The following is a 22,070-nucleotide window of genomic DNA, read 5'->3' as shown; positions in this document are numbered from 1 at the left end:
CTAACTCTCGATCAGGTTTTCCCGCGCCTCGTAAGCCAGGCGTACCGGCGCGAACGAGCGCCGATGAATCGGTGTCGGCCCCAGCCGTACCAGCGCCTCCAGATGAACGGGTGTCGGGTAGCCTTTGTGACCGCCGATGCCGTAACCCGGATAAATCAGTTCGAACGCCGCCATTTCACGATCACGGCTGACCTTGGCCAGAATCGACGCCGCCGCGATGGCCGGGACCTTGCCATCGCCCTGCACCACCGCTTCGGCGCGCATCGAGAGTTTCGGGCAACGGTTGCCGTCGATCATCGCCAGTTTCGGCTGAATGTGCAGCCCCTCGACCGCACGCTGCATGGCCAGCATCGTGGCATGGAGAATGTTCAACTCGTCGATCTCTTCGACTTCGGCGCGAGCGATGCACCAGCTCAGGGCTTTTTCGCAAATCTCGTCATAGAGCTTTTCGCGGCGGGCCTCGGTGAGCTTCTTCGAATCGTTGAGGCCGAGGATCGGCCGGCTTGGGTCGAGAATCACCGCAGCGGTCACTACGGCACCGCACAGCGGGCCGCGACCGACTTCATCAACCCCCGCCACCAGATCTTCAACTTCATCGACCAGCATAAAATCCAGGCCCAGCTGCTTGCTTGCTTTGCTCATTATGCTCTGCCAATCAGGTTCAGTACCGCGTCCGCGGCCTGATTGGAGGCGTCCAATCGCAGGGTTCGGTGGATTTGGTCAAAACCCCGGGTCTGCTCCTCGCCACCGTCGATCAGCGGCGACAGAGTCTGGGCCAGGGCTTCGACAGTCGCATCGTCCTGCAACAACTCTGGCACCAGCAGGCGCTGGGCCAGCAAATTCGGCAACGAGACGTAGGGACTCTTCACCATCCGCTTGAGAATCCAGAACGTCAGCGGTGCCAGGCGATAAGCGACCACCATCGGCCGCTTGTACAGCAATGCTTCCAGGGTGGCGGTGCCCGAAGCGATCAACACCGCGTCGCACGCCGCCAGCGCCAGATGGGATTTGCCGTCGAGCAAAGTCAGCGGCAGATCGCGCCCCGTCAGCAGCTCTTCCAGCTGGGCCCGACGCTCCGGGCTGGCGCACGGCATGACGAATCGCACGCCCGGACGCATGGCCCGCAGGCGCTGGGCAGTGTCGAGGAACAATGCGCCGAGGCGCCCGACTTCACCACCACGACTGCCCGGCATCAGAGCAACCAGCGGCCCGTCCGGCAAACCGAGTTCGGCCCGCGCAGCGGCGCGATCGGCCTCAAGCGGGATCGCATCGGCCAGGGAATGCCCGACAAACCGTACCGGCACGCCCTTCTCTTCATAAAATTTAGCTTCGAACGGGAACAGCGTCAGCATCAGGTCGCAACCTTCGCGAATCTTCAGCACCCGCTTCTGTCGCCAGGCCCAGACCGACGGGCTGACGTAATGCACGGTCTTGATCCCGGCCTGACGCAGCTTGAGTTCGATATTGAGGTTGAAGTCCGGGGCATCGATACCGATGAACACGTCCGGCTTCGCGGCGATCAGGTCCGCAACCAGTTTCTTGCGACGGGCCAACAGCTCGCGCAAACGGCCCAGTACTTCCACCAACCCCATGACAGAAAGGCGTTCCATCGGGAAATACGAGGTCAGGCCTTCGGCCTGCATCAGCGGACCACCGACACCGATGAACTCCACCGCCGGATGCTGAGCCTTGAGTGCACGCATGAGACCCGCACCCAGAATGTCACCGGAAGCTTCACCCGCCACCAGCGCAATAAGCAGATTGGCCATGATTAGCGGGTGATGCCGCGGGTCGAAGACTGGATGGAATCACGGAATACCGCGACTTCCGGGAACTGCAGCGACGCCTCGGCCAGTTCGGCCAGCGCTTGCTCAACTGTCAGGCCCTGACGGTAAACCACCTTGTAGGCACGACGCAGTGCGTGGATCGCCTCTTCGCTGAAACCGCGACGGCGCATGCCTTCGAAGTTCATGCTACGGGCTTCGGCCGGGTTGCCGAATACCGTGACGTAGGCCGGAACGTCCTTGCCAATGGCTGTGCCCATGCCGGAAAAGCTGTGGGCGCCAATGTGGCAATACTGGTGAACCAGGGTGAAGCCGGACAGGATTGCCCAGTCTTCGACGTGCACATGGCCCGCCAACGCGGTGTTGTTGACCAGGATGCAGTGATTGCCGATGACGCTGTCGTGACCGATGTGGGCATAGGCCATGATCAGGTTGTGATCGCCCAGGGTGGTTTCCGAACGGTCCTGAATGGTCCCACGGTGAATCGTCACACCTTCGCGGATGACGTTGTGGTCACCGATGACCAGACGGGTTTCTTCGCCCTTGTACTTCAGATCGGGTGTGTCTTCGCCTACCGAGGAAAACTGGTAGATGCGGTTGTGCTTACCGATTCGGGTCGGGCCCTTGAGAATCACATGCGGCCCGATCACTGTTCCCTCGCCGATTTCCACACCTGCGCCGACGATCGACCAAGGGCCGACTTCGACGTCGTCGGCCAGAACGGCCGTCGGATCGATGATTGCGCGAGGGTCAATCAAACTCATAGTTTGCGTTCCGCGCAGATGATTTCAGCGGAGCAGACTGGTTTGCCATCGACCGAAGCCTGGCACTCGAACTTCCAGATCTGACGCTTGCAGCTGATGAACTTGGCTTCAAGAATCAATTGATCGCCCGGCAGCACAGGCTGACGGAAGCGCAGCTTGTCGGAGCCGACGAAGTAGTAAAGCGTGCCATCGGCCGGTTTCACGTCGAGCATTTTGAAACCAAGGATCCCGGCAGCCTGAGCCATTGCTTCGATGATCAGTACGCCCGGCATGATTGGATGCGCAGGGAAGTGACCATTGAAGAACGGTTCGTTGATGCTGACATTCTTGTAGGCGCGAATGCGCTTGCCTTCCACATCCAGATCCACGACCCGGTCCACTAGCAGGAACGGGTAACGGTGAGGCAGGTATTCGCGAATCTCGTTGATGTCCATCATTTCGGGGGGAAGCCTATGTAAAGATTGGGAGCGCGCGACTGACGCGCACTCCGCTAGCAAATCAAGGAGGCAGTCTAGTGGCTGTGCACACTTGATATGGAAATGGTATCAGCCATCTGATGAAGCATTACCGTCAGGGGTCACGTCCCCTACACGCTTTTCCAGCTGTCGCAGACGTCGCGCGATGTCATCGAGCTGACGGATACGTGCCGCGCTTTTGCGCCATTCGGCTGCCGGTTGCATCGCCGTACCGGAAGAATAGGAACCCGGCTCGGTAATCGAGTGGGTCACCATGGTCATCCCGGTCAGGAAAACGTTGTCGCAAATATCGATATGCCCCACCAGCCCCACGCCACCCGCGAGCATGCAATGCTTGCCGATTTTGGTGCTGCCGGAAATGCCCACGCACGCGGCCATGGCAGTGTGGTCACCGACCTGGACGTTGTGGGCAATCTGAATCTGGTTATCGAGCTTCACACCATTACCAATGACGGTATCGGCTAGCGCGCCGCGATCGATAGCCGTATTTACGCCTATTTCCACGTCGTCTCCAATCGAGACACCGCCGATCTGGGCGATTTTCTGCCAGACACCCTTCTCGTTGGCAAAACCGAAGCCTTCACCACCGAGCACGGCCCCGGATTGAATCACCACCCGTTTGCCGACGCGCACATCGTGATACAGCGTGACGCGCGGGGCCAACCAGCCACCCTCGCCGATTTCGCTGCGCGCACCGATGAAGCAATGAGCCCCGACGGTCACGCCGGCGCCAATACGCGCGGCACTTTCGATGACCGCGAAGGCACCGATGCTCGCCGCCGGATCCACCACCGCATCCGCCGCCACTACCGCTGTCGGATGAATACCGGCAGGCGCCTTGGGCTTGGGATCGAATAGATGGGAAATGCGCGCATAGGCCACATACGGATCAGGCACCACCAGTGCATCACCGGCAAAACCTTCAGCGTCAGCGGCCTTCAGCAATATGGCTGCAGCCTGACTGTCAGCCAGGTATTTACGGTATTGAGGGTTTGCCAGAAAGCTCAACTGAGCTGGGCCAGCCTCTCGCAAAGTGGCTAGCCCAGTAATTTCTTTCTTCGGGTCGCCACGCAGGGTGGCGCCGAGGAACTCGGCCAACTGGCCGAGCTTTATAGTCGCTGTCATGGGTTACTTCAGCTGATTCATGCGCTCGATAACCTGGCGAGTGATGTCGTACTGAGGCTTGACATCAATCACTGCGCCACGCTCGAAGACCAGGTCATAAGCACCTTTCTTGATGACTTCTTCCACAGCGCTGTCCAGTTTCGGCTTGAGCTGCTTCAGCATTTCACGGTCGGCAACAGCTTTGGCTTCGTTCAGTTCCTTGGACTGGAACTGGAAATCACGGGCCTTTTGCTTGAATTCGAGCTCCAGACGCTCACGCTCGCCTTGCTGCATCTTGTCACCACCGGCCATCAGACGGTCCTGGATACCCTTGGCGCTGCTTTCCAGGCTCTTGAGCTTGGTCAGTTGCGGGCCGAACTTCTTCTCGGCATCCACGGCGTACTTCTTCGCCGCGTCGGATTCCAGCAGCGCCATCTGATAGTTCAGAACGGCGATTTTCATGTCGGCAAAAGCCGGACCTGCAACCAGTACGGTCGCCAGGAGAACCAATTGAGTCAACTTACGCACGATGCACTCCTACAAAATCCATTGTCGTTATCTTGGGTCAGACGCTTAGAACGTCTGGCCGAGGGAGAATTGGAACACTTGAGTCTCAGCGTTATCCGGTTTCTTGACCGGCATGGCCAACGCGAAGCTCAAAGGACCCAGCGCGGTGACCCAGGTCACGCCGACACCGACGGAACTGGCCATGTTGCTCAGGCTGATGTCGTTGCACTGCGTCGCAGAACTCGAACCGGTGCTGGCATTCGTCGTCTTGTCGCATTTAGAGTCGAATACGTTACCAACATCCCAGAATACCGAAGTACGCAGGGAACGCTGATCCTTGACGAATGGCAGCGGGAACAGAACTTCGACGCCGCCCTGAATCAGCACGTTACCACCGAACGGTAGTGGATCCTGATCCGGGTCAGCAAGTGTGCCGGTGTTACCCGTCACGGCCGCACCGCGGCTAGGGGTACTGCGAGGCCCCAAAGTACTGTCCTTGAAGCCACGAACCGAGTTGAAACCACCTGCGTAATAGTTTTCATAGAACGGCAAGCCATCGGTCGAACCATAACCATCACCATAGCCCAGCTCGGTGTGCAGGCGCATGGTGTAGTTTTCGGTCAATGGCTGGAACAGCTGGCCACGATAATCGAGTTTGAAGAACGACAGGTCACTGCCAGGCGTCGTGGTTTCCAGGGTCAGGCTCTGGGAGTGACCACGGGTCGCCAGCACGCCCTTGTTCAGGGTGGACTCGGACCAACCGGCCGAGGCCTTGAAGTTCAGGTAGCTGTCGCCTTCCTTGTTAACGAAGTCGAAAATCTCGTCAACGGTGTACTGGCCAGTCTTGATCTTGTCCTGCTGTGCAGACAGGCCGAAGGTCAGGCGCGAAGTCTCGCTGATCGGGTAACCGACGCTCACGCCCGCACCCAGGCTGTCTACGGCATAGCTGGCCACGTCGACGTCGAGGTCTTTGTAGTCAGTGGTGCGATAGAAAGCATTGTAACCCAGGCTCACACCGTCAGCAGTCCAGTACGGGTCGACATAACCGAAGTTATAGCGGCTCTGGTATTGACTGCGAGTCAAGCCGATGCTGACCTTGTTACCGGTACCCAGGAAGTTGTTCTGAGTGATCGACCCCCCGAGGATCAGACCGGCGCTCTGGGCAAAACCGACGCTGGCGGTAATCGAACCGGACGCTTGCTCTTCAACGCTGTAGTTCACATCAACCTGGTCGTCGACACCCGGGACGGCAGGTGTTTCAACGTTGACTTCCTTGAAGAAGCCCAGACGTTCAAGACGGGTCTTGGACTGGTCGATCAGGTAGGTCGACGCCCAGCCACCTTCCATCTGGCGCATTTCACGACGCAGCACTTCGTCTTCGGACTTGGTGTTGCCACGGAAGTTGATGCGGTTCACGTAAGCACGCTTGCCCGGATCGACAGCGAAAGTGATATCGACGGTGTGGTCGTCATCGTGAGGCTGAGGCACGCCGTTGACGTTGGCGAAGGTGTAACCCTCGTTACCCAGGCGACGGGTGATCAGTTCGGAGGTGGTGGTCATCAGCTTGCGCGAGAACACCTGGCCTTTCTGAACCAGCAGCAGGGACTTGACCTGGTCTTCAGGCACTTTCAGGTCGCCGCTGAGCTTGACGTCACGAACGGTGTACTTCTCGCCTTCGTTGACGTTGACAGTGATATAGACGTGTTTCTTGTCCGGGGTGATCGATACCTGGGTCGAGGCGATATCCATGTTGATATAGCCGCGATCCAGATAGTAGGAACGCAGACGCTCCAGGTCGCCGGAGAGTTTTTCGCGGGCATACTTGTCATCGTTCTTGAAGAACGACAGCCAGTTGCTGGTCTTGAGTTCGAACAGGTCGATCAGGTCTTCATCAGGAAAGACCGTGTTGCCCACCACGTTGATGTGCTGGATGGCCGCAACGGTACCTTCATTGATGTTGACCTTCAGGGCAACGCGGTTACGCGGCTGCGGCACCACTTCGGTGTCGACGGTAGCCGAGTAGCGGCCCTGAGCGACGTATTGACGCTGCAGTTCGTTACGCACACCTTCGAGGGTGGCGCGCTGGAAGATCTCGCCTTCGGCCAGACCGGATTGTTTGAGGCCCTTCATCAGGTCTTCAGTGGAGATCGCCTTGTTGCCTTCGATCTCGATACTGGCGACCGACGGACGCTCGACTACCGTGATGACCAGGACGTTGCCATCGCGACCCAGCTGGATATCTTGAAAGAACCCGGTTTTGAACAGCGCACGAGTGGATTCCACCAGGCGACGATCATCCGCCTGCTCGCCGACGTTCAACGGCAAGGCACCAAAGACACTACCCGCGGAGACCCGCTGGAGGCCATTGACGCGAATATCAGAGATAGTGAAGGACTCGGCGTGAACTTCGGCGATCATCAATACGGTGAGAACCGCAGTTAGCAGCAGACGTTTCATGAAGTCCTTTCTTATTCCAACTGGCAATAAAAACTGCCGCAAAATGCGGCAGATTCGCAATTCAGCGAAGCGTTACAGTCGACTCAAATCATTGACCAGAGCAAGCAACATCACCCCGACCACCAAACTGATACCGATCTGTATCCCCCAACTTTGCACCCGATCCGACAAGGGACGACCACGCGCCCACTCGATCAGATAAAACAACAAATGCCCCCCATCCAGTACCGGAATGGGCAGCAAATTCAGAACACCCAGGCTAATACTCAGATAAGCAAGGAAATTCAGGAAATCAGCAACGCCCGACTGGGCAGAAGCGCCCGCCACTTTAGCAATGGTTATCGGTCCACTCAAGTTTTTTACCGAGAGCTCACCGAACAACATTTTCTTGAGCGAGTCGAGGGTCAGTACGCTCATGGTCCAGGTGCGTCGGGCACCCTCCCCAATCGCAGCCACCGGACCGTAACTGACTTCGCGAATCATCTCTGGTGGCCAATCGACCGCTTTGACCCCAGCCCCCAGATAACCACTGGGTGCCTTGCTCTCGCCGCGGGCAGCCAGCGTCACAGGGACGTCGATTTGAGCACCATCGCGCTCAACGCGCAGCATGATTTTGGTATCAGGATGCATGCGGACGATATCGACCACTTGCTGCCAGTCATCCAGCGCCTTGCCATCAAGGGCCAACAGGCGGTCACCGGTTTTCAGTCCCGCAGCCTTCGCCGGTCCTTTCGGATCAAACTCGGCCAGGACCGGCGGCAATGCCGGACGCCAGGGGCGAATACCCAGCGAGCGAATCGGATCCGGCTCATCAGCCCCCTTGAGCCACTTATCCAGCACCAGCTCACGAGGGGAATCCACCGTGGAACCCTGTTCGCGGACCAGCAATTGAAGGGAACCACTCTCGCCCAGACGACGGACCAGTTGCAGGTTTACCGCGGCCCAGCCAGAAGTTGGCTCGCCATCGATGGCAATAATTTCCTGACCCGGACTCAAACCTGCCTTAGAAGCAATACTGCCGGACTCGACCGCACCGATAACCGGCCGCACTTGCTCGCTGCCCAGCATGGCCAACGCCCAGAAAAACACCATCGCCAACAGAAAGTTGGCGATTGGACCCGCCGCCACGATAGCAATGCGCTGACGGACGGACTTGCGGTTGAAGGCGTGATCGAGCTGATCGGCCGGAACTTCGCCCTCACGCTCATCGAGCATCTTTACGTAGCCACCCAGCGGGATGGCGGCGATCACGAACTCAGTGCCCTTACTATCGTGCCAGCGCAGCAGCGGCATACCGAAGCCCACGGAGAAACGCAGCACTTTGACCCCACAGCGACGTGCGACCCAGAAATGGCCGAATTCGTGGAAGGTGACCAGCACGCCCAGCGCTACCAGGGTGCCGACAATCATATAGAGCGCGCTCATCTACTTTCTCCGCAATCCTATCAGTGCTGCATGGACCAACGTATTGCAGCACTTATCGCCCGTGACGACTCAACCATTGTCCGGCCAGTACCCGTGCTTTCGCATCGGCCGTAAACACTGCCTCGAGATCATCTACCGCAACCACAGGCTCGAGGTTCAATACTTCCTCGATAATACTCGCGATTTCCAGATAGCGAACCCGTCCGTCGAGAAAGGCCGCCACAGCCACTTCATTCGCGGCATTGAGCATGGCCGGCGCGCTGTTACCAGCCTCGGCGGCTTGACGCGCAAGGCGCAGGCAAGGGAAACGCTCTTCGTCGGGCGCCTGGAAATCCAGGCGAGCGATGGCGAACAGGTCTAACGGCGCAACACCTGAGTCGATCCGCTCCGGCCAGGCCAGGGCGTTGGCGATCGGCGTGCGCATATCCGGATTGCCCAACTGCGCCAGCACCGAACCATCGACATAGTCGACCAGCGAATGAATCACGCTTTGCGGGTGAATCACCACTTCGACCTGAGAGGGCGTAGCGTCGAACAGCCAACAGGCCTCGATCAGCTCGAGCCCCTTGTTCATCATGCTGGCCGAATCCACCGAGATCTTGCGCCCCATGGACCAATTTGGGTGAGCACACGCTTGTTCAGGGGTAACATGCGCCAGTTCGGCCATAGGTGTCTGCCGGAACGGGCCGCCAGAGGCTGTCAGTAAAATCCGACGAACACCGACCGCCCCCAACCCACGGGCAAAATCCTGTGGCATGCACTGGAAAATCGCGTTGTGCTCGCTGTCGATCGGCAGCAGCACCGAACCGCTTTTACGCACAGCCTGCATGAACAGCGCACCGGACATCACCAGCGCTTCTTTATTGGCCAGAAGGATCTTCTTGCCGGCTTCGACCGCCGCCAGGGTCGGACGCAGGCCTGCCGCACCGACGATGGCGGCCATCACGGCATCGACTTCCGGATCGGAGGCGACCTGACACAAGCCCTCCTCCCCCACCAGAACGCGAGTCGACAGACCGGCCGCGCGCAAATCGTCCTGCAAGCCCCGGGCAGCGCCTGCCTCCGGCACAACCGCGAAACGTGGTGCGTGACGCTCACACAGCGCCAGCAACTCACTCAAACGGGTGAAACCGCTCAAGGCGAAAACCTGATAGCGCTCGGGATGACGGGCAATGACATCGAGAGTGCTCAGACCAATCGAACCGGTCGCCCCCAGCACGGTAATCTGTTGCGGGCGGCTCACGGCGCTGCCATCCACAGCAGCACGGCGAACACCGGAATCGCTGCCGTCAGGCTGTCGATGCGGTCCAGTACGCCGCCGTGACCCGGCAACAGATTGCTGCTGTCCTTGATCCCCGACTGACGCTTGAACATGCTTTCGGTGAGGTCGCCCACCACTGAAATGAACACGATGACCGCAGCACCGAACAGGCCCATCAGAACCTGGGCGAAACTCCAGTCCCGCACCAAACCGACGATTGCCGTGATCACCAGGCTCACCAGCAAGCCACCATAAACACCTTCCCAGCTTTTGCCAGGACTGACCTGCGGTGCCAGCTTGCGCTTGCCGAAAGCCCGTCCGGAAAAGTACGCCCCGATATCGGCCCCCCAGACCAGCACCATCACCGCCATGATCAGCCAGTTACCCAAGGGCTCCTGCTTGATCAGGATCAGACCTTGCCAGGCCGGCAGCAGAATCAACAAACCGATCGCCAGTTTGCAGGCGGCACTGGCCCAGTGTTCGCTGGACCGTGGATAGGTCAGCACCAGGTACGTGGCCACCCCCCACCAGAGCACCGAGGCGCCCAACACCCAAGGCGCGAGCCCCGGCAGAATGTGCATGACAAACAGCATCAACGCGACCACGGCTGCAAAGGCAACGCGGATCGCCTGGCCAGCGAAACCTGCCAGGCGCGCCCATTCCCATGCACCCAGTGTCACCACCAGCCCGATGAACAGCGCAAAACCGGACCCTTCGAGCAGGAAAAACCCGCACAGGGCGATCGGCAGCAGAATCAGTGCCGTGATGATTCGTTGTTTAAGCATTAAACCCGGGCTCCAGCCTCGACCTGCTCACTCGTTTTACCGAAGCGACGCTGGCGAGAAGCGAAATCGGCCAGCGCTTTACGCATGGCGTCGTGTTTGAAGTCCGGCCAGAACAGGTCGGAGAAGTACAACTCGGCATAAGCCAGTTGCCACAGCAGGAAGTTGCTGATGCGATGCTCGCCACCGGTACGGATGCACAAGTCCGGCAACGGCAGATCACCGGTTGCCAGACAGGTTTGCAACAGCTCGGGAGTGATGTCTTCCGGACGCAGATGCCCGGCCTGAACTTCGCGCGCCAGACGCTGTGCGGCTTGCGCGATGTCCCACTGACCGCCGTAGTTGGCGGCAATTTGCAGGATAAAGCGGTTGGCGCCGACAGTCATCGCCTCGGCTTCGCGCATGGCAGCCTGAAGCTCAGGATGAAAACGCGAGCGATCACCGATGATGCGTAAACTGATGTTGTTGTCATTGAGGCGCTTGGCCTCGCGACGCAACGCCTTGAAGAACAGATCCATCAAGGCGCTGACCTCATCGGCCGGACGCTGCCAGTTCTCGCTGGAAAAGGCGAACAGGGTTAGCACTTCGACCTTGGCCTCGGCACACACCTCGATCACCGCACGCACCGCATCTACGCCCGCTTTATGCCCGGCGACACCCGGCATAAAGCGTTTTTTCGCCCAGCGATTATTACCATCCATGATGATCGCGACATGGCGCGGCACCGCGGACGGCGCAGTCTGCTTGGTCTTATCCATGAAAAAGCGACCCTTATACGGCCATCAGGTCTTTTTCTTTCTGCGCCAAATCCGCATCGATTTTAGCCACGTACTTTTTGGTCAGATCGTCGATCTCGCCAGTGGCGCGACGCTCTTCGTCTTCGCTGATTTCTTTTTCCTTGACCAGGTCCTTCAGCGAGCTGTTGGCATCACGACGGATGTTGCGCACGGCAACACGAGCATCTTCAGCCACATCACGAGCCTGCTTGGTGAAGCCCTTGCGGGTTTCTTCGGTCAGGGCCGGCATGGAGATCAGCAGCAACTCGCCCAGGTTGGTCGGGTTGAGGTTCAGGCCAGCACTACCGATAGCCTTGTCGACAGCACCCAGCATGTTGCGCTCAAAGGCAACGACTTGCAGGGTACGGGCGTCTTTAACGGTAATGTTCGCGACCTGCTTGATCGGGGTGTCAGCACCGTAGTACGGCACCATCACGCCTTCCAGAATGCTTGGGTGCGCCTGACCGGTACGGATACGACCGAAGTTGTGCGCCAGCGATTCCAGGGACTTCTGCATGCGCTGTTCAGCGTCTTTCTTGATTTCGTTGATCATTGTTGGCCTTCCTCGATCAGGGTTCCTTCCGCGCCGCCATGCACGATGTTCAGCAAGGCGCCGGGCTTGTTCATGTTAAATACGCGCAGCGGCATCTTGTGGTCGCGACACAGGCAAATGGCCGTCAGATCCATCACGCCCAGCTTGCGATCCAGCACTTCATCGTAAGTCAGATGATCGAACTTCTCAGCATGCGGGTCCTTGAACGGATCGGCGGTGTAGACGCCATCAACCTTGGTCGCCTTGAGCACGACATCGGCATCGATCTCGATCGCTCGCAGGCAGGCTGCCGAATCCGTAGTAAAGAACGGATTACCGGTACCAGCCGCGAAAATCACGACTTCCTTGGAGTTCAGGTGGCGCATGGCTTTGCGGCGATCATAGTGATCGGTCACACCAACCATGGAAATGGCCGACATCACGATGGCCGAGATATTGGCACGTTCCAGCGCATCGCGCATCGCCAGGGCGTTCATCACAGTGGCCAGCATGCCCATGTGGTCGCCAGTAACCCGATCCATGCCGGCCGCGCTGAGCGCTGCGCCGCGGAACAGGTTGCCGCCGCCGATCACCAGACCGACCTGGACACCGATGCCGACCAATTGGCCAACTTCCAGTGCCATGCGATCCAGAACTTTCGGATCGATCCCGAACTCTTCCGAGCCCATCAGGGCCTCGCCGCTAAGCTTGAGTAGAATGCGTTTATAGCGAGCCTGATAACCACTGCCCTGCTGAGCCATTGCGAATCTCTCCTGCGGCGTATTTTAAAAATTCTTTGCGAGCTGTTTACAGCTGGCGTTCACTCTAGCTTGGCGCTGCTTCAGCGCCATCGGAACATGGCTTTGTAAGCCAGTTCCAAAGGAAACCAATTAAAATTGGTAACCCCATCTGAAAAGAGGCTGCGCGCGTAAGCGGGCAGCCTCTTCAGGGCGACAGTTAAAAAACCGTCTTATTGCTTGGAAGCAGCCGCTACCTGAGCAGCAACTTCGTCAGCGAAGTTGTCTACCGGCTTCTCGATGCCTTCACCTACTGCAAAGCGAGTGAAGGAAACGATTTCAGCGCCGCCCTTCTTGGCCAGGGCACCTACGGTGATTTCCGGGTCCTTGACGAAAGCTTGCTCAACCAGGCTGGCTTCGGCCAGGAACTTGCTGATACGGCCGCCGATCATTTTTTCAACGATTTCAGCTGGCTTGCCTTTCATCTTGTCTTCGTTGAGGCTCATGAACACGGCTTTTTCGCGTTCGATGGCTTCAGCGGAAACTTGCGACGGCAGCAGGAACTCAGGGTTGCTGGCTGCTACGTGCATGGCGATGTCTTTGGCCAGGTCGACGTTGCCGCCTTTCAGGACAACAGCTACACCGATCTTGTTACCGTGCAGGTAAGTACCGACCACGTCACCTTCAACGCGAGCCAGACGACGGATGTTGACGTTCTCGCCAGTCTTGCCAACCAGAACCAGACGGTCAGCTTCACGAGCTTCGATCAGCGGAGCGACGTCGGTCAGCTTGTCGGCAAAAGCTTTTTCAACGCTGGCAGCGACGAACGCTTTGAAGTCGTCTTGCAGGGCCAGGAAGTCGGTCTGCGAGTTGACTTCAAGCAGAACGGCAACTTTACCGTCGTCCTTGATAGCGATCGCGCCTTCAGCAGCAACGTTGCCCGCTTTTTTGGCTGCCTTGATGGCGCCCGAAGCACGCATGTCATCAATGGCTTTTTCGATGTCGCCGCCAGCCTTGGTCAAGGCTTTTTTGCAGTCCATCATGCCTTCGCCAGTACGCTCGCGCAGTTCTTTGACCAACGCTGCAGTAATCTCTGCCATTTTCAAATTCCTCTTGGATAGGTTTTCAACCATTCCACCCGATCGAACGGGCGTTCAATTCTTCCCGAGCCACCCTTGTTAGCCGCTGCACGTTACAGATGCTGTAGCTGCGCTGCTCACAAATGGTTTTCGAGGTGGCAAAAAGGGGGCCAAGCCCCCTTTTTGCTTACTGAGTCAACGCCAGGGCGTCAATTACTCAGCTGCAGCTGCCGGAGCTTCTTCAACGAACTGCTCGGTACCGCCAGCAACGTGGTTGCGACCACGGATAACAGCGTCAGCCATCGAACCCATGTACAGCTGGATAGCGCGGATTGCGTCATCGTTGCCTGGGATGATGTAGTCAACGCCTTCCGGGCTGCTGTTGGTATCGACTACGCCGATAACCGGGATGCCCAGCTTGTTGGCTTCGGTGATCGCGATGCGCTCGTGATCAACGTCGATAACGAACAGAGCGTCTGGCAGACCGCCCATGTCCTTGATACCACCCAGGGAACGATCCAGCTTCTCAAGATCGCGAGTGCGCATCAGCGCTTCTTTCTTGGTCAGCTTGGCGAAAGTACCGTCTTCGGCTTGCACTTCAAGGTCACGCAGACGCTTGATGGAAGCACGGATGGTTTTGAAGTTGGTCAGCATGCCGCCCAACCAGCGGTGATCGACGTACGGCGAACCGCAACGTGCTGCTTCTTCAGCAACGATCTTGCCAGCGGAACGCTTGGTGCCGACGAACAGAATCTTGTTTTTGCCCTGGGCCAGGCGCTCTACGAAAGTCAGAGCTTCGTTGAACATTGGCAGGGTTTTTTCAAGGTTGATGATGTGGATCTTGTTACGCGCGCCGAAAATGTACTTACCCATTTTCGGGTTCCAGTAACGGGTCTGGTGACCGAAGTGCACACCGGCCTTCAGCATATCGCGCATGTTGACTTGGGACATGATAGTTCCTTAATAAGTCGGGTTTGGCCTCCACGTATCCCAATGACCAACCAGCAGCATCAGCTGAAGGCACCCAGGTCATCGTGTCGACACGTGTGTGGATTTAAGCTTTTCAGGGTATCCCCGGAAAGCGGCGCATTTTATACCACAGGGCAGGAAAAAACGGAACCCGGATTCTGAAAACCTGGCGAATGCTTTTGCCCCCGCCCTTGGAATCCCCGCAGAATGCGCCATCCTATAGATAGAAGCGATGCACAGAGGCTCAGATTTGCCCTGATCGTCTGGTAGAATCGCATTTTTCAGGGCCGCGACGATCGCTCGCGCAATGCCCATTTCGTTTTAGAAGGCGCCATTGAGCGCAGAGAGAGCCTGTATGACCGTCACCCTCAAAACCCCAGAGGACATCGCAAAAATGCGGATCGCCGGCAAATTGGCCGCCGATGTGCTGGAAATGATTGCCGATTATGTCAAACCGGGCGTCACCACCGAAGAGCTGGACCGCATCTGCCACGACTACATCGTCAACGAGCAGAAAGCCATCCCTGCCCCGCTCAACTACAAGGGCTTCCCGAAGTCGATCTGCACCTCGATCAACCACGTGGTCTGCCACGGCATCCCGAACGAGAAACCGTTGAAGGATGGCGACACGCTGAACATTGACGTCACCGTGATCAAGGACGGCTACCACGGCGACACCAGCCGCATGTTCCACGTCGGCACCGTACCGGTCTGGGCCGAGCGCCTGTCCCAGGTGACTCAGGAATGCATGTACAAGGCCATCGAGCTAGTCAAACCCGGCTGCCGCCTGGGCGATATCGGTGAAGTGATCCAGAAGCACGCGGAAAAGAACGGTTTCTCGGTGGTTCGCGAGTTCTGCGGCCACGGCATCGGCAAAGTGTTCCACGAAGAACCGCAGATCCTGCACTACGGCCGCGCCGGCACCGGCATGGAACTGAAAGCCGGCATGACCTTCACCATCGAGCCGATGATCAACCAGGGCAAGGCCGACACCAAGGTGTTGGGCGATGGCTGGACCGCGATCACCAAGGACCGCAAGCTGTCGGCGCAATGGGAACACACCCTGCTGGTGACCGACACCGGTTACGAGATTTTCACCCTGCGCAGCGACGATACCATCCCGCGCGTTTCGGCCTGATCCCGACCGCTCCGCTCCCAGCCTTATAGAAAGGAAAGCCAATCGATGCCGCAGGTGGATCCCGAACTCTTCGACCGCGGCCAGTTCCAGGCTGAATTGGCCCTGAAGGCAAGCCCTATCGCTGCTTTCAAGAAGGCGATACGTCAGGCTCGCGAGGTGCTCGACGAGCGGTTTCGCCGCGGCCGGGACATTCGCCGGCTGATCGAGGATCGCGCCTGGTTCGTCGACAACATCCTGCAACAGGCCTGGGAGCAGTTCAACTGGAGCGAAGACGCCGATATCGCCCTGGTAGCGGTCGGCGGCTACGGTCGTGGCGAGTTGCATCCCTACTCCGACATCGACCTGCTGATCCTGCTGGACAGCGCCGATCACGAAATTTTCCGTGACTCCATCGAGCGCTTTCTGACGTTGTTGTGGGACATCGGCCTGGAAGTCGGCCAGAGCGTTCGCTCGGTGGACGAATGCGCCGAGGAAGCCCGCGCCGACCTGACGGTGATCACCAACCTGATGGAAAGCCGCACCATTGCCGGCCCCGAACGCCTGCGCCAGCGCATGCTGGACGTCACCAGCACAGAACACATGTGGCCCAGCAAGGAGTTCTTCCTGGCCAAGCGCGCCGAGCAGAAAGCCCGCCACCACAAGTACAACGACACCGAGTACAACCTGGAGCCCAACGTCAAAGGTTCGCCCGGTGGCCTGCGGGATATTCAGACGATCCTGTGGGTCGCCCGCCGCCAGTACGGCACCCTGAACCTGCGAGCCCTGGCAGGCGAAGGTTTCCTGGTAGAGAGTGAAAACGCCCTGCTGGCCTCGTCCCAGGAATTTCTGTGGAAAGTGCGCTACGCGCTGCACATGCTCGCCGGCCGCTCCGAAGACCGCCTGCTGTTCGATCACCAGCGCACAATTGCCGGGCTGCTGGGGTTCGAAGGCGATGACGCCAAGCACGCCATCGAAAACTTCATGCAACAGTACTATCGGGTGGTCATGAGCATTGCCCAGCTCAGCGACCTGATCATCCAGCACTTCGAAGAAGTGATCCTGGCCCCGGAAGACGAAGCACCGCCGCAGCCGATCAACTCGCGCTTCCAGCTGCACGACGGCTACATCGAGGCGCGTAGCGACAACGTGTTCCGCCGTACGCCGTTCGCCATGCTCGAAATCTTCGTGCTGATGGCCCAGCAACCGGAAATCAAAGGCGTGCGCGCCGATACCATCCGCCTGCTGCGCGAGAACCGTCATTTGATCGATGACGACTTCCGCAACGATATTCGCAACACCAGCCTGTTCATCGAACTGTTCAAGTGCAAGATCGGCATCCACCGCAACCTGCGGCGGATGAACCGTTATGGCATCCTCGGGCGCTATCTGCCGGAGTTCGGCTTTATTGTCGGGCAGATGCAGCACGATCTGTTTCACATCTATACCGTCGACGCACACACCCTGAACCTGATCAAGCACCTGCGTAAGCTGCAATACACCCAGGTGTCGGAAAAATTCCCGTTGGCCAGCAAGCTCATGGCCAAACTGCCCAAGCCGGAACTGATTTACCTGGCGGGTCTGTATCACGACATCGGCAAGGGCCGGCATGGCGACCACTCGGAAATCGGTGCAGTGGATGCAGAAGCCTTTTGCCAACGCCATCAGTTGCCGATCTGGGACAGCCGCCTGATTGTCTGGCTGGTGCAGAACCACTTGGTGATGTCGACCACCGCCCAGCGCAAGGACTTGTCCGACCCGCATGTGATCCACGATTTCGCGCAGATTGTCGGCGATGAAACCCGCCTCGATTATCTGTACGTGCTGACCGTTGCCGACATCAACGCGACCAACCCGACGCTGTGGAACTCCTGGCGCGCAAGTCTGTTGCGCCAGCTCTACACCGAGACCAAGCGCGCCTTGCGGCGCGGCCTGGAAAACCCGGTGGATCGCGAAGAGCAGATCCGCCAGACCCAGAGCGCGGCGCTGGACATTCTGGTACGCGGCGGCACCGACCCGGACGACGTCGAGCAGCTATGGGCGCAACTGGGCGATGACTACTTCCTGCGCCACACCGCCGGCGACGTGGCCTGGCACACTGATGCAATCCTGCAGCAGCCGGCCGACGGCGGCCCGCTGGTGCTGATCAAGGAAACCACCCAGCGCGAGTTCGAGGGCGGTACGCAGATCTTCATTTATGCGCCGGACCAGCACGACTTCTTCGCCGTGACCGTGGCGGCGATGGACCAGCTCAACCTGAACATTCACGACGCCCGGGTCATCACCTCCAGCAGCCAGTTCACCCTCGACACCTATATCGTGCTCGACACCGATGGCGACTCGATCGGCGACAACCCGGCGCGGGTCAAGCAGATCCGCGAAGGCCTCACCGAGGCCCTGCGCAACCCGGACAACTACCCGACGATCATTCAGCGTCGGGTACCACGCCAGCTCAAGCACTTTGCCTTTGCGCCACAGGTGACGATCCACAACGACGCCCAGCGTCCGGTGACCGTGCTGGAACTCAGCGCGCCCGACCGCCCGGGGTTGCTGGCGCGGATCGGCACGATCTTCCTCGAGTTCGACCTGTCGCTGCAGAACGCCAAGATTGCGACGCTGGGCGAGCGCGTGGAGGACGTGTTCTTCATCACCGACGCAAACAACCAGCCGCTGTCCGATCCATTGCTGTGCAGCCGTTTGCAGGACGCAATCGTCAAACAGTTGAGTGTCAGCCAGGAACCCGACATCAAACTTTCGCGAATCAGCATCTGAATCAACAAATTCCCCCCTGTGGGAGCTAGCCCATGTGGAACTGGCTTGCCTGCGATAGCATCTCCTCGGTGCATCCGACACACCGAGGCGCCTGAATCGCGGGCAAGCCCGGCTCCCACATAAAGCCTGCTCCCACATTAAAAGAGGCCCCCATGAACAACGCTCTGAACCAGTTGCAGCCCTACCCGTTCGAAAAGCTCCGCGCCCTGCTCGGCAGCGTCACGCCAAACCCGGACAAGCGCGCCATCGCATTGTCCATCGGCGAACCGAAGCACCGCTCGCCAAGCTTTGTCGCCGAAGCCCTGGCAAGCAATCTGGATCAGATGGCCGTGTACCCGACCACCCTCGGCATCCCGGCCCTGCGTGAAGCCATCGCCGCGTGGTGCGAACGCCGTTTCAGCGTCCCGCACGGCTGGCTCGACCCGGCGCGCAACGTGCTGCCGGTCAACGGCACCCGCGAAGCGCTGTTCGCCTTCACCCAGACCGTGGTCAATCGAGGCGATGACGCCTTGGTGGTCAGCCCGAACCCGTTCTATCAGATCTACGAAGGCGCGGCGTTCCTGGCCGGAGCCAAGCCGCATTACCTGCCATGCCTGGATGAAAACGGCTTCAACCCGGATTTCGATGCCGTTTCTCCGGACATCTGGAAACGCTGCCAGATCCTGTTCCTGTGCTCGCCGGGCAACCCGACCGGCGCGCTGATTCCGGTCGACACCCTGAAAAAACTGATCGCCCTGGCCGACGAATACGACTTCGTGATTGCCGCGGACGAATGCTACAGCGAGTTGTACTTCGACGAACAAACCCCACCACCGGGCCTGCTCAGCGCCTGCGTCGAACTGGGTCGCAAGGATTTCAAACGCTGCGTGGTGTTCCACAGCTTGTCGAAGCGCTCCAACCTCCCGGGCCTGCGCTCCGGGTTTGTCGCCGGTGATGCCGACATTCTCAAGGGCTTCCTGCTGTACCGCACCTACCACGGCTGTGCGATGCCGGTACAGACGCAACTGGCCAGCGTTGCCGCGTGGAATGACGAAGTGCATGTACGGGCCAACCGCGCGCTGTACCGTGAAAAGTACGATGCCGTGCTGGAAATCCTCAGCCCGGTGATGGACGTGCAGCGTCCGGACGGCGGCTTCTACCTGTGGCCCAACGTAAATGGCGACGACGCGGCGTTCTGCCGGGATCTGTTTGCCGAAGAACACGTGACCGTGGTGCCGGGTTCGTACCTTTCCCGTGATGTGGACGGCGTCAATCCGGGCGCTGGTCGTGTGCGAATGGCACTGGTAGCCCCGCTGGCGGAGTGCGTGGAAGCGGCTGAACGGATTCGCGCGTTCATTACCCGCCATAAGTAACCCGTGCATGCCCGTACCAGGCAATCTGGCGCGGGCATTTTTCATATCAAGTTACAAGTTCATATAACTTTATACCTCACACGCCTGCCGACCGGACATTAGTCTGGTGGCAGCGCATCTCGTTGCGCCTGAATACATCCTTATCATTAACTTCAAGGAAGAAGTAACGATGAACGATCTTCTACACTGCAGGCTGATGCAGTGGCCAGACGACCAAGCAGCATATGAAGCAGCAGTCACTGAAAACCCTGCTAATGCAGGCATCACCACCGGTACCCGCCGCAAACGCTCGGTGTTCAACTACTCAAAACTGTGGGCCAACGGTCGCACCTTGAAAATCGCCTTCATGGACAGTCCCGAGGCGGAGCATAAGCAGAAGATCATCGACGCAGCCAGCCAGTGGTTGCCGTATATCAACCTGAGCTTTGATTTTGTCGATGACTTGCAAGGCGACATTCGGATCGCCACCAGGAACAACGACAACAGCTCAATGCTGGGCACCGACGCGTTGTTGATTCACCCCGACTGGCCCACCATGAACCTGGGCGTCAAACCCGAACATGAGGACTTCGAGGTGATTGTGATTCACGAGTTCGGGCATGCTCTGGGGGCGATGCATGAGCACCAGCATCCACAGGCAAACATCCCCTGGGACAAGCCGAAAGTGTATGAGTTTTACCAGAACCGCGAGATGAACCCGCTCACTCGGGAGGAAGTGGACAGAAACCTGTTCGCGCCATTCAATACAGTGGATGCGATTTATACCTCCTACGATAGAAAATCCATCATGCACCACCCGGTGGCGAATACATTGACGGTGGGCGACTGGCAAGTCTCGATCAACCGCAAGATCAGTAAAAAAGACAAGCGACTGATGAAACTGCTTTATCCAAAATAACAATAAACGCCCAAACACAGAAAGTTCGCAGAGTGCAATGCCTGCGAGCTTTCAATATCAAGCAACACAACCAACAAACACTTTACTTCTCCCACCCCACAACACTCATTAATATACAACCAACAAACATATAACCCGACACACTCGACAACAGAACGCCCTGCAAAACAAACATCAATTAATTTCAGAAAACACAAGTACGGATACTTAATCATGAACTCTGCAACAACTTGCCTCACCGGAAAACCGGAAGATAATCAGGCTTCGTATGAAGCCGCCATCGCCGAGAACCCTGCGAACTGCCCAACCTCCGCCTCCGGTCGCCAGAAACGGGCAGTCGCCATTCATACAAAATTCTGGGCCCCCGGCCGCACGTTGCGGATTGCATTTTTAAATGGCAGTCAAGCTTTCAAGGACGGTGTGAAGGCCGCTGCAAGTAACTGGTTGCCACATATCAATCTGAAATTCGACTTCGTCGAAGGCGAAGTCGGCGATATCCGAATTCGCACCGAGCCAGGGACCTACTGGTCAAAAATCGGTACCGACGCTCTACTTGTAGAAGAAGGCCCAACCATGGTCATTGCGGACTGGATGCTTGTGCCCAAACTCTTCGCCCACTATGTGATGCACGAGTTTGGTCATGCATTGGGAGCCGAGCATGAGCACCTGCACCCTGAGGCGAATATTCCCTGGAACAAGCCAGCGGTTTACCTGGCTCATGGGGTACCTGAGGACGCTGATGAAAGTGACTTCAGGCGAAAAACCGTTGACGACCGCTATTTCAATCTTCTCGACACCAGCGAAGTCAACTACTCGCCTTATGACCCAAAGTCGATCATGCACTATGAAATCCGCCAAGCCTGGACGCACGGTGACTTCCAGATTTTCCTCAACCTTGTCCTCAGCGAAAAGGACAAGGCATTCATGACCAAGGCCTATCCTTATCCTGAGCAAACAACCGAATGACGCAATTGATTCGTTCAGGCTATTTGACCTGAACCCGGCTCGCCTCACTCATATCCAGCGCTCCCAACACTTCCCGGAGCTGTCATCCCCCATCTGGTGATGACGGCTCCGACTGTACACCTCCAAGCGTTGCGCCCCAGCGCCCGCCGCTCCGGCAAATCCCATCCGAAACACCAGCGCCTGGTCTTCGGCCGAATCGTTGAATACTTCAAACAGACAAACCCGACCACAGCCGACGCGAAACCGTCCGGTCATGGCATAATCCGTCACCTTTTATTTTCAGCACCTGCAAAGGGGGCAATTCCTTGACCGTTT

The 22,070-nt window shown here is 58.2% G+C and carries 20 protein-coding genes and 1 pseudogene; 5 read left to right on the top strand and 16 right to left on the bottom strand.

The annotated features are described in order from the left end of the window. The 15 genes from rnhB to rpsB form a co-directional block, all read right to left on the bottom strand. Positions 1-642 carry a ribonuclease HII gene (gene rnhB, locus PSH64_RS05625; protein ID WP_105340277.1) on the bottom strand — a complete coding sequence of 214 codons (642 nt, stop codon included), beginning with the start codon at positions 640-642 and terminating at the stop codon, positions 1-3. Then, on the bottom strand, positions 642-1,769 hold the full coding sequence (gene lpxB, locus PSH64_RS05620) for a lipid-A-disaccharide synthase (protein ID WP_305480181.1): 1,128 nt from the start codon (positions 1,767-1,769) through the stop codon (positions 642-644). Before lpxB ends, rnhB begins: the two co-directional genes overlap by 1 nt. Positions 1,770-1,771: 2 nt before the next feature. Then, positions 1,772-2,548: an acyl-ACP--UDP-N-acetylglucosamine O-acyltransferase gene (lpxA, locus tag PSH64_RS05615; RefSeq protein ID WP_105340275.1), complete on the bottom strand. Its 777-nt coding sequence runs from the start codon at positions 2,546-2,548 to the stop codon at positions 1,772-1,774. Continuing rightward, a complete protein-coding gene (gene fabZ / locus PSH64_RS05610) occupies positions 2,545-2,985 on the bottom strand; it encodes a 3-hydroxyacyl-ACP dehydratase FabZ (protein WP_007940511.1) in 441 nt (146 codons plus the stop codon). The genes lpxA and fabZ overlap by 4 nt, the downstream gene beginning before the upstream one ends. Positions 2,986-3,093: 108 nt before the next feature. Further along, positions 3,094-4,149 carry a UDP-3-O-(3-hydroxymyristoyl)glucosamine N-acyltransferase gene (gene lpxD, locus PSH64_RS05605; RefSeq protein ID WP_305480180.1) on the bottom strand — a complete coding sequence of 352 codons (1,056 nt, stop codon included), beginning with the start codon at positions 4,147-4,149 and terminating at the stop codon, positions 3,094-3,096. Positions 4,150-4,152: 3 nt separating this feature from the next. Next, positions 4,153-4,656 carry an OmpH family outer membrane protein gene (locus PSH64_RS05600; protein WP_007940508.1) on the bottom strand — a complete coding sequence of 168 codons (504 nt, stop codon included), beginning with the start codon at positions 4,654-4,656 and terminating at the stop codon, positions 4,153-4,155. Positions 4,657-4,701: 45 nt separating this feature from the next. Further along, positions 4,702-7,092: an outer membrane protein assembly factor BamA gene (gene bamA, locus PSH64_RS05595; protein WP_105340273.1), complete on the bottom strand. Its 2,391-nt coding sequence runs from the start codon at positions 7,090-7,092 to the stop codon at positions 4,702-4,704. Positions 7,093-7,164: 72 nt separating this feature from the next. After that, on the bottom strand, positions 7,165-8,517 hold the full coding sequence (rseP, locus tag PSH64_RS05590; RefSeq protein WP_105340272.1) for a sigma E protease regulator RseP: 1,353 nt from the start codon (positions 8,515-8,517) through the stop codon (positions 7,165-7,167). Between the two features lie 52 nt (positions 8,518-8,569). Continuing rightward, the gene (ispC, locus tag PSH64_RS05585; protein WP_105340271.1) at positions 8,570-9,760 is read right to left on the bottom strand and encodes a 1-deoxy-D-xylulose-5-phosphate reductoisomerase; all 1,191 of its coding nucleotides are present in this window, start codon (positions 9,758-9,760) and stop codon (positions 8,570-8,572) included. After that, positions 9,757-10,563, bottom strand: a complete 807-nt coding sequence (locus tag PSH64_RS05580; RefSeq protein ID WP_105340270.1) for a phosphatidate cytidylyltransferase — start codon at positions 10,561-10,563, stop codon at positions 9,757-9,759. Before PSH64_RS05580 ends, ispC begins: the two co-directional genes overlap by 4 nt. After that, positions 10,563-11,318, bottom strand: a complete 756-nt coding sequence (gene uppS, locus PSH64_RS05575; RefSeq protein ID WP_105340269.1) for a polyprenyl diphosphate synthase — start codon at positions 11,316-11,318, stop codon at positions 10,563-10,565. Before uppS ends, PSH64_RS05580 begins: the two co-directional genes overlap by 1 nt. Positions 11,319-11,331: 13 nt before the next feature. Then, positions 11,332-11,889, bottom strand: coding sequence for a ribosome recycling factor (gene frr, locus PSH64_RS05570; RefSeq protein WP_105340268.1), 558 nt, complete (start codon positions 11,887-11,889; stop codon positions 11,332-11,334). Next, positions 11,886-12,629 (bottom strand): UMP kinase, encoded by a 744-nt coding sequence (gene pyrH / locus PSH64_RS05565; RefSeq protein WP_003189161.1) that lies wholly within the window; start codon positions 12,627-12,629, stop codon positions 11,886-11,888. Before pyrH ends, frr begins: the two co-directional genes overlap by 4 nt. Positions 12,630-12,838: 209 nt before the next feature. Beyond that, on the bottom strand, positions 12,839-13,705 hold the full coding sequence (tsf, locus tag PSH64_RS05560) for a translation elongation factor Ts (RefSeq protein ID WP_105340267.1): 867 nt from the start codon (positions 13,703-13,705) through the stop codon (positions 12,839-12,841). Between the two features lie 192 nt (positions 13,706-13,897). Next, entirely contained in the window at positions 13,898-14,635 is a 738-nt protein-coding gene (gene rpsB / locus PSH64_RS05555) for a 30S ribosomal protein S2 (protein ID WP_007907989.1), read from the bottom strand. Between the two features lie 373 nt (positions 14,636-15,008). Here rpsB and map point away from each other — a divergent pair, with 373 nt between their 5' ends. From map to PSH64_RS05530, 5 genes are all read left to right on the top strand, one after another. Then, positions 15,009-15,791 carry a type I methionyl aminopeptidase gene (map, locus tag PSH64_RS05550; protein WP_018927020.1) on the top strand — a complete coding sequence of 261 codons (783 nt, stop codon included), beginning with the start codon at positions 15,009-15,011 and terminating at the stop codon, positions 15,789-15,791. Positions 15,792-15,836: 45 nt separating this feature from the next. After that, entirely contained in the window at positions 15,837-18,539 is a 2,703-nt protein-coding gene (locus PSH64_RS05545; RefSeq protein ID WP_105340266.1) for a [protein-PII] uridylyltransferase, read from the top strand. A 152-nt stretch (positions 18,540-18,691) separates the two neighbouring features. Continuing rightward, positions 18,692-19,891, top strand: a complete 1,200-nt coding sequence (dapC, locus tag PSH64_RS05540; RefSeq protein WP_105340265.1) for a succinyldiaminopimelate transaminase — start codon at positions 18,692-18,694, stop codon at positions 19,889-19,891. 169 nt (positions 19,892-20,060) lie between these two features. Further along, the gene (locus PSH64_RS05535; protein ID WP_305480179.1) at positions 20,061-20,789 is read left to right on the top strand and encodes a M12 family metallopeptidase; all 729 of its coding nucleotides are present in this window, start codon (positions 20,061-20,063) and stop codon (positions 20,787-20,789) included. Between the two features lie 213 nt (positions 20,790-21,002). Continuing rightward, positions 21,003-21,755, top strand: a complete 753-nt coding sequence (locus PSH64_RS05530; protein ID WP_105340263.1) for a hypothetical protein — start codon at positions 21,003-21,005, stop codon at positions 21,753-21,755. 19 nt (positions 21,756-21,774) lie between these two features. Here the strand turns inward: PSH64_RS05530 and PSH64_RS05525 are convergent. Next, positions 21,775-21,965: pseudogene (locus tag PSH64_RS05525) on the bottom strand (Na+/H+ antiporter); the annotation flags it as partial. Positions 21,966-22,070: the final 105 nt, after the last annotated feature.

It is taken from the genome of Pseudomonas sp. FP1742, assembly GCF_030687145.1.
In the GTDB taxonomy this organism is placed as follows: Bacteria; Pseudomonadota; Gammaproteobacteria; order Pseudomonadales; family Pseudomonadaceae; genus Aquipseudomonas; species Aquipseudomonas frederiksbergensis_D.
This window is presented reverse-complemented; position numbering and strand designations above follow the sequence as displayed.